This is a genomic window from Neisseria sp. P0022.S010, from assembly GCF_051956635.1.
This window is the reverse complement of sequence record NZ_JBQCXF010000219.1, coordinates 1-4,825: the sequence shown is the minus strand read 5'-3', so window position 1 is coordinate 4,825 and position 4,825 is coordinate 1. Positions and strand designations below refer to the sequence as shown.

The 4,825-nt window shown below is 49.3% G+C and carries 4 protein-coding genes and 1 pseudogene; 2 read left to right on the top strand and 3 right to left on the bottom strand.

Annotated elements, in window-relative coordinates; all coding sequences use genetic code 11:
- The first annotated feature begins 65 nt into the window (after positions 1–65).
- Positions 66–1,208, top strand: coding sequence for an extracellular solute-binding protein (locus ACTHUT_RS14040; RefSeq protein WP_137041143.1), 1,143 nt, complete (start codon positions 66–68; stop codon positions 1,206–1,208).
- A 70-nt stretch (positions 1,209–1,278) separates the two neighbouring features.
- On the opposite strand, the gene ACTHUT_RS14035 is transcribed toward ACTHUT_RS14040, so the two are convergent.
- Positions 1,279–1,710, bottom strand: a complete 432-nt coding sequence (locus ACTHUT_RS14035) for an EamA family transporter (protein ID WP_003680126.1) — start codon at positions 1,708–1,710, stop codon at positions 1,279–1,281.
- Positions 1,711–1,889: 179 nt separating this feature from the next.
- Between ACTHUT_RS14035 and ACTHUT_RS14030 the strand changes: the two genes are divergently transcribed.
- Entirely contained in the window at positions 1,890–3,566 is a 1,677-nt protein-coding gene (locus tag ACTHUT_RS14030; RefSeq protein WP_070459427.1) for a formate--tetrahydrofolate ligase, read from the top strand.
- A 65-nt stretch (positions 3,567–3,631) separates the two neighbouring features.
- Here ACTHUT_RS14030 and ACTHUT_RS14025 read toward each other — a convergent pair whose 3' ends face one another.
- Both ACTHUT_RS14025 and ACTHUT_RS14020 read right to left on the bottom strand, forming a co-directional pair.
- Entirely contained in the window at positions 3,632–4,561 is a 930-nt protein-coding gene (locus tag ACTHUT_RS14025; RefSeq protein ID WP_250601267.1) for a glycosyltransferase family 2 protein, read from the bottom strand.
- Between the two features lie 128 nt (positions 4,562–4,689).
- A pseudogene (locus ACTHUT_RS14020) lies at positions 4,690–4,825 on the bottom strand (fructose-1,6-bisphosphate aldolase); the annotation flags it as partial.

Genomic DNA, 4,825 nt, shown 5'->3' with positions numbered 1-4,825 from the left:
GTTTATGGGGTGCAGGGTTTCTTATTTATTGACATTAACCACTCTTTCATCAGGAATCTGCCCGTATGAAAAAATCTGTATTAGCCGTATTGGCCGCATTGTCTTTGGCCGCGTGCGGCGGTGGCGAGAAAAAAGCCGAGCAACCTCAAGCAGGCAGCGCGCCTGCTGCCAATGCCGAGGCAGCCGCTACCGATACTTTGAATATCTACAACTGGTCAAACTACGTTGACGAAAGTACAGTCGAAGACTTCAAAAAAGCCAATAATTTGAAGCTGACTTACGATTTGTATGAAAACAACGAAACGCTGGAAGCCAAAATGCTGACCGGTAAATCCGGCTATGACTTGGTTGTGCCCGGTATTGCCTTCCTGCCACGTCAAATTGAGGCAGGTGCATACCAAAAAATCAATAAGGATCTGATTCCGAACTATAAAAACATCGACCCTGAATTGCTGAAGATGTTGGAAACCGCCGACCCGGGCAATCAATACGCCGTGCCTTACTTCTCCGGCGTGAACACTTTGGCGATTACTGCGAAAGGTAAAGAGCTTTTGGGCGGCAAGCTGCCTGAAAACGGCTGGGATTTGCTGTTTAAACCTGAATACACCAACAAGCTGAAATCTTGCGGCATCGCTTTGTGGGATACCCCGAGCGAAATGTTCCCAATCTTGTTGAACTACTTGGGTAAAGATCCTAAAGGCTCAAATCCTGAAGATTTGAAAGCGGCGGCAGAAGTTTTGAAAACCATCCGTCCTGACGTGAAACGTTTCAGCCCTTCCATCATTGATGAATTGGCGCGCGGCGACATCTGCTTGGCGGCAGGTAACGGCGGCGACTTGAATTTGGCCAAAGCGCGTTCTGAAGAAGTGAAAAACAATGTCGGCATCGAAGTGTTGACTCCGAAAGGCATGGGCTTCTGGATCGAATCTTGGCTGATTCCGGCCGATGCGAAAAACGTCGTCAATGCCCACAAGTACATCAACTACACGCTGGATCCCGAAGTGGCTGCGAAAAACGGTATCGCCGTAACCTTCGCGCCGGCCAGCAAACCTGCACGCGAAAAAATGCCTGCCGAGCTGGTGAACACACGTTCTATTTTCCCGAACGAGCAAGACATGAAAGACGGTTTCGTCATGCCTCAAATGAGCGCAGATGCGAAAAAACTGTCTGTTAACTTGTGGCAAAAAATCAAAGTCGGTTCAAATTAATATTGAGCTGATTGTTTGAAGCGAAGGCCGTCTGAACTTTTTCAGACGGCCTTTTTTGATGTCCCAATCTTTATCGTTTCAAAGCCAAAGTCAATACGCCTGCGGTTACCAAGCCTAAACCTATCCATTCCTGCGTGCTTGGGCGTTCGTCCAGAAAGACCACCGCCATCAGGGCGACCAAGACCAGGCTGAATTTGTCGACGGGTGCGACTTGCGAGGCGTTGCCCAGTTGCAGGGCTTTGAAGTAGGCGAGCCAAGAAGCGCCGGTAGCGAGGCCGGATAGGATGAGGAATGTCCAGTTGCGGCCGGTAAAGCCGTTCACGCCCTGCCATTTGCCGGTGTAGGTTAAAAACAATACCAAAGCGGCGAGGATGACCAAGGTGCGGATAAAGGTGGCGAAATCTGAATCTATGCCCTGTAAACCCATTTTGGCGAAAATCGCCGTCAGCGAGGCGAAGCCAGCTGATGCCAATGCCCAAAACAGCCATGCGTTGCTGCTCATGTTTTATTCCTTTGTTTCAAATTGTTGACAATATGAATCCGCTTGTTGATGAAATATCGAAATTTTCACTGCGGTTTGTCTTTGGAAAACGCTATAATAGAACTAATATTCTTTTTCTTCCAGCCGTCTTTAATGGTATTGTTTCAGACGGCCTTTCCCTCTCTCAATAAAGGAAAATCATGAGCTTCAAAACCGATGCTGAAATTGCCCAGTCTTCCACCATGCGCCCGATTGGTGAAATTGCCGCCAAGCTGGGTTTGAACGTTGACAACATCGAGCCCTATGGTCATTACAAAGCCAAAATCAATCCTGCCGAAGCATTCAAGCTGCCGCAAAAACAAGGCCGTCTGATTTTGGTTACCGCCATTAATCCGACTCCTGCGGGTGAGGGTAAAACCACTGTAACCATCGGTTTGGCGGACGCGTTGCGCCATATCGGTAAAGACTCGGTTATCGCCCTGCGCGAGCCTTCTTTGGGTCCGGTGTTTGGTGTTAAAGGCGGCGCGGCAGGTGGTGGCTATGCCCAAGTTTTGCCGATGGAAGACATCAACCTGCACTTCACCGGCGACTTCCACGCCATAGGCGCGGCGAATAACCTGCTCGCCGCCATGCTCGACAACCATATCTACCAAGGCAACGAGTTGAACATCGATCCGAAACGCGTGCTCTGGCGGCGCGTGGTCGATATGAACGACCGCCAGTTGCGCAACATCATCGACGGCATGGGCAAACCTGTTGACGGCGTGATGCGTCCCGACGGTTTCGACATTACCGTTGCCTCCGAAGTGATGGCGGTATTCTGTCTTGCCAAAGACATCAGCGATTTGAAAGAGCGTTTGGGCAACATCCTTGTCGCCTATGCCAAAGACGGCAGCCCTGTTTACGCCAAAGATTTGAAAGCGAATGGCGCGATGGCGGCATTGCTTAAAGATGCGATTAAGCCTAACTTGGTGCAAACCATCGAAGGCACTCCGGCCTTTGTACACGGCGGCCCTTTCGCTAACATCGCCCACGGCTGTAACTCTGTAACGGCCACCCGTTTGGCGAAACACCTTGCCGATTATGCCGTAACCGAAGCAGGCTTCGGCGCGGATTTGGGCGCGGAAAAATTCTGCGACATCAAATGCCGTCTGGCGGATTTGAAACCTGATGCGGCTGTTGTCGTGGCCACTGTCCGCGCTTTGAAATACAACGGCGGCGTGGAGCGTGCCAACCTTGGCGAAGAAAACCTCGACGCTTTGGCAAAAGGCCTGCCTAACCTGCTGAAACACATTTCCAACCTGAAAAACGTATTCGGCCTGCCTGTGGTGGTTGCCATCAACCGCTTCGTGTCCGACTCCGATGCCGAGTTGGCCATGATTGAAAAAGCCTGCGCGGAACACGGCGTTGAAGTTTCCCTGACCGAAGTATGGGGCAAAGGTGGCGCGGGTGGTGCAGACTTGGCGCACAAAGTCGTTAACGCCATCGAAAACCAACCCAACGAATTCCGCTTCGCCTACGATGTTGAGTTGAGCATTAAAGACAAAATCCGTGCGATTGCCCAAAAAGTGTACGGCGCGGAAGATGTTGATTTCAGCGCGGAAGCGTCTGCCGAAATCGCTTCACTGGAAAAACTGGGCTTGGACAAAATGCCTGTCTGCATGGCGAAAACCCAATATTCTTTGAGCGACAACGCCAAACTCTTGGGCTGCCCTGAAGGCTTCCGCATTACCGTGCGCGGCATTACCGTTTCTTCCGGTGCGGGCTTCATCGTTGCATTGTGCGGCAATATGATGAAAATGCCGGGTCTGCCGAAAGTTCCGGCTGCCGAGAAAATCGATGTGGACGCAGAAGGCGTGATTCACGGCTTGTTCTGATTTAGATTGATATTGAAATAGATAAAGGCCGTCTGAAACCGAGGTTTCAGACGGCCTTTTATAATTTAAGTGAATTTCAACTGGCTTTTTAAGAAATTGAAGAAATTGTCTATCATGCCGAACAACGTATTACGGTCTTCGCCAAACAATGAAATGCTGCGGTCTTTGCTGATTCTGTCATAAGCGGCAAAAATGGTTTTCAGCTCTTCGGTGGTTAAACGCAGTTGCTTTTCATGCAAGATTCGGCTTAAGAGGGTAACTTCTACTGGGTTCAATTCAGGGAAAAGGTGGCTGAACCACAATTCCATGGTGTATTGGACGGATCTGTTGATTCTGTCTCTTTTTTTGCTTTCTTGAGCTGTGTGTATCCTGTAAGACAACAAAGACTCGGGCAGGTTGGCAAAGGTTTTGCCATGTAGGGCGCATTGCACCCACATATGGAAATCGGGCGCGGTTTCTGTCGCGGTGTAGTTTATCCCGAGGTTTTTAATGCTGTCGTGCCGCCACATGGTGGTGGGGTTGAACATGTTTTGAGCGGCTAAGGAGAGAAAGGCTTTAATATCTTTGTCGAGCAGGGGGAGGTCGCTTAAAACGGGTTCTCTTCCGGTTTGGTCATCAAAAAAGATGGTGGCTTGGCTGCCGACAATATCGATTTCGGGATGACTGTCTAAAAACTGAATCTGTTTTTCAAAACGATCCAAGGCGCAAATATCGTCCGCATCCATTCGTGCCACATATTCGACCTCTACGTCTTTGAGCATATCCATGGCAAATTGGCAGGCAAACGGCTCGCCCCTATTTTCCGGAAGGTGGAAAACCTGCAAACGTGAATCTTTGGCTGCGTAAGCTTCAAGGATTTCGCCGGTTTTATCTGTTGAAGCATCGTTGATGGCGATGACGAAAAAGTCACGGAATGTTTGATTCAATACCGAATCCAAACATTCGGGCAAATAAGCTTCGGCACAATAGGCCGGCAAAATAACGGCGAGTTTCATGTTTGCTTTCGATGTGTTTTGATGTGTAGTCGGTGGAAGATTTTACTATAAATTTTCCAAAAGCTAAGGCCGTCTGAAACTTTATTGCCAAGTTTTCAGACGGCCTCAGTATGAATCCGATCTACGGATTATTTAACGATTTGGTTCAATTCGCCTTTGGCGTATTTGGTTGCCATTTTTTCCAAAGAAATCGGTTTGATTTTGTCGGCTTGGCCTTCGCAACCGAATGCGAGGTAGCGGTCAAGACAGATTTGTTTCATGGCT

What these genes read in the sequence shown, in the direction of transcription:
- ACTHUT_RS14040 (WP_137041143.1), top strand. Translation starts at nt 66, where the DNA reads ATGAAAAAATCTGTATTAGCCGTATTGGCCGCATTGTCTTTGGCCGCG.
- ACTHUT_RS14035 (WP_003680126.1), bottom strand. Translation starts at nt 1,710, where the DNA reads ATGAGCAGCAACGCATGGCTGTTTTGGGCATTGGCATCAGCTGGCTTC.
- ACTHUT_RS14030 (WP_070459427.1), top strand. Translation starts at nt 1,890, where the DNA reads ATGAGCTTCAAAACCGATGCTGAAATTGCCCAGTCTTCCACCATGCGC.
- ACTHUT_RS14025 (WP_250601267.1), bottom strand. Translation starts at nt 4,561, where the DNA reads ATGAAACTCGCCGTTATTTTGCCGGCCTATTGTGCCGAAGCTTATTTG.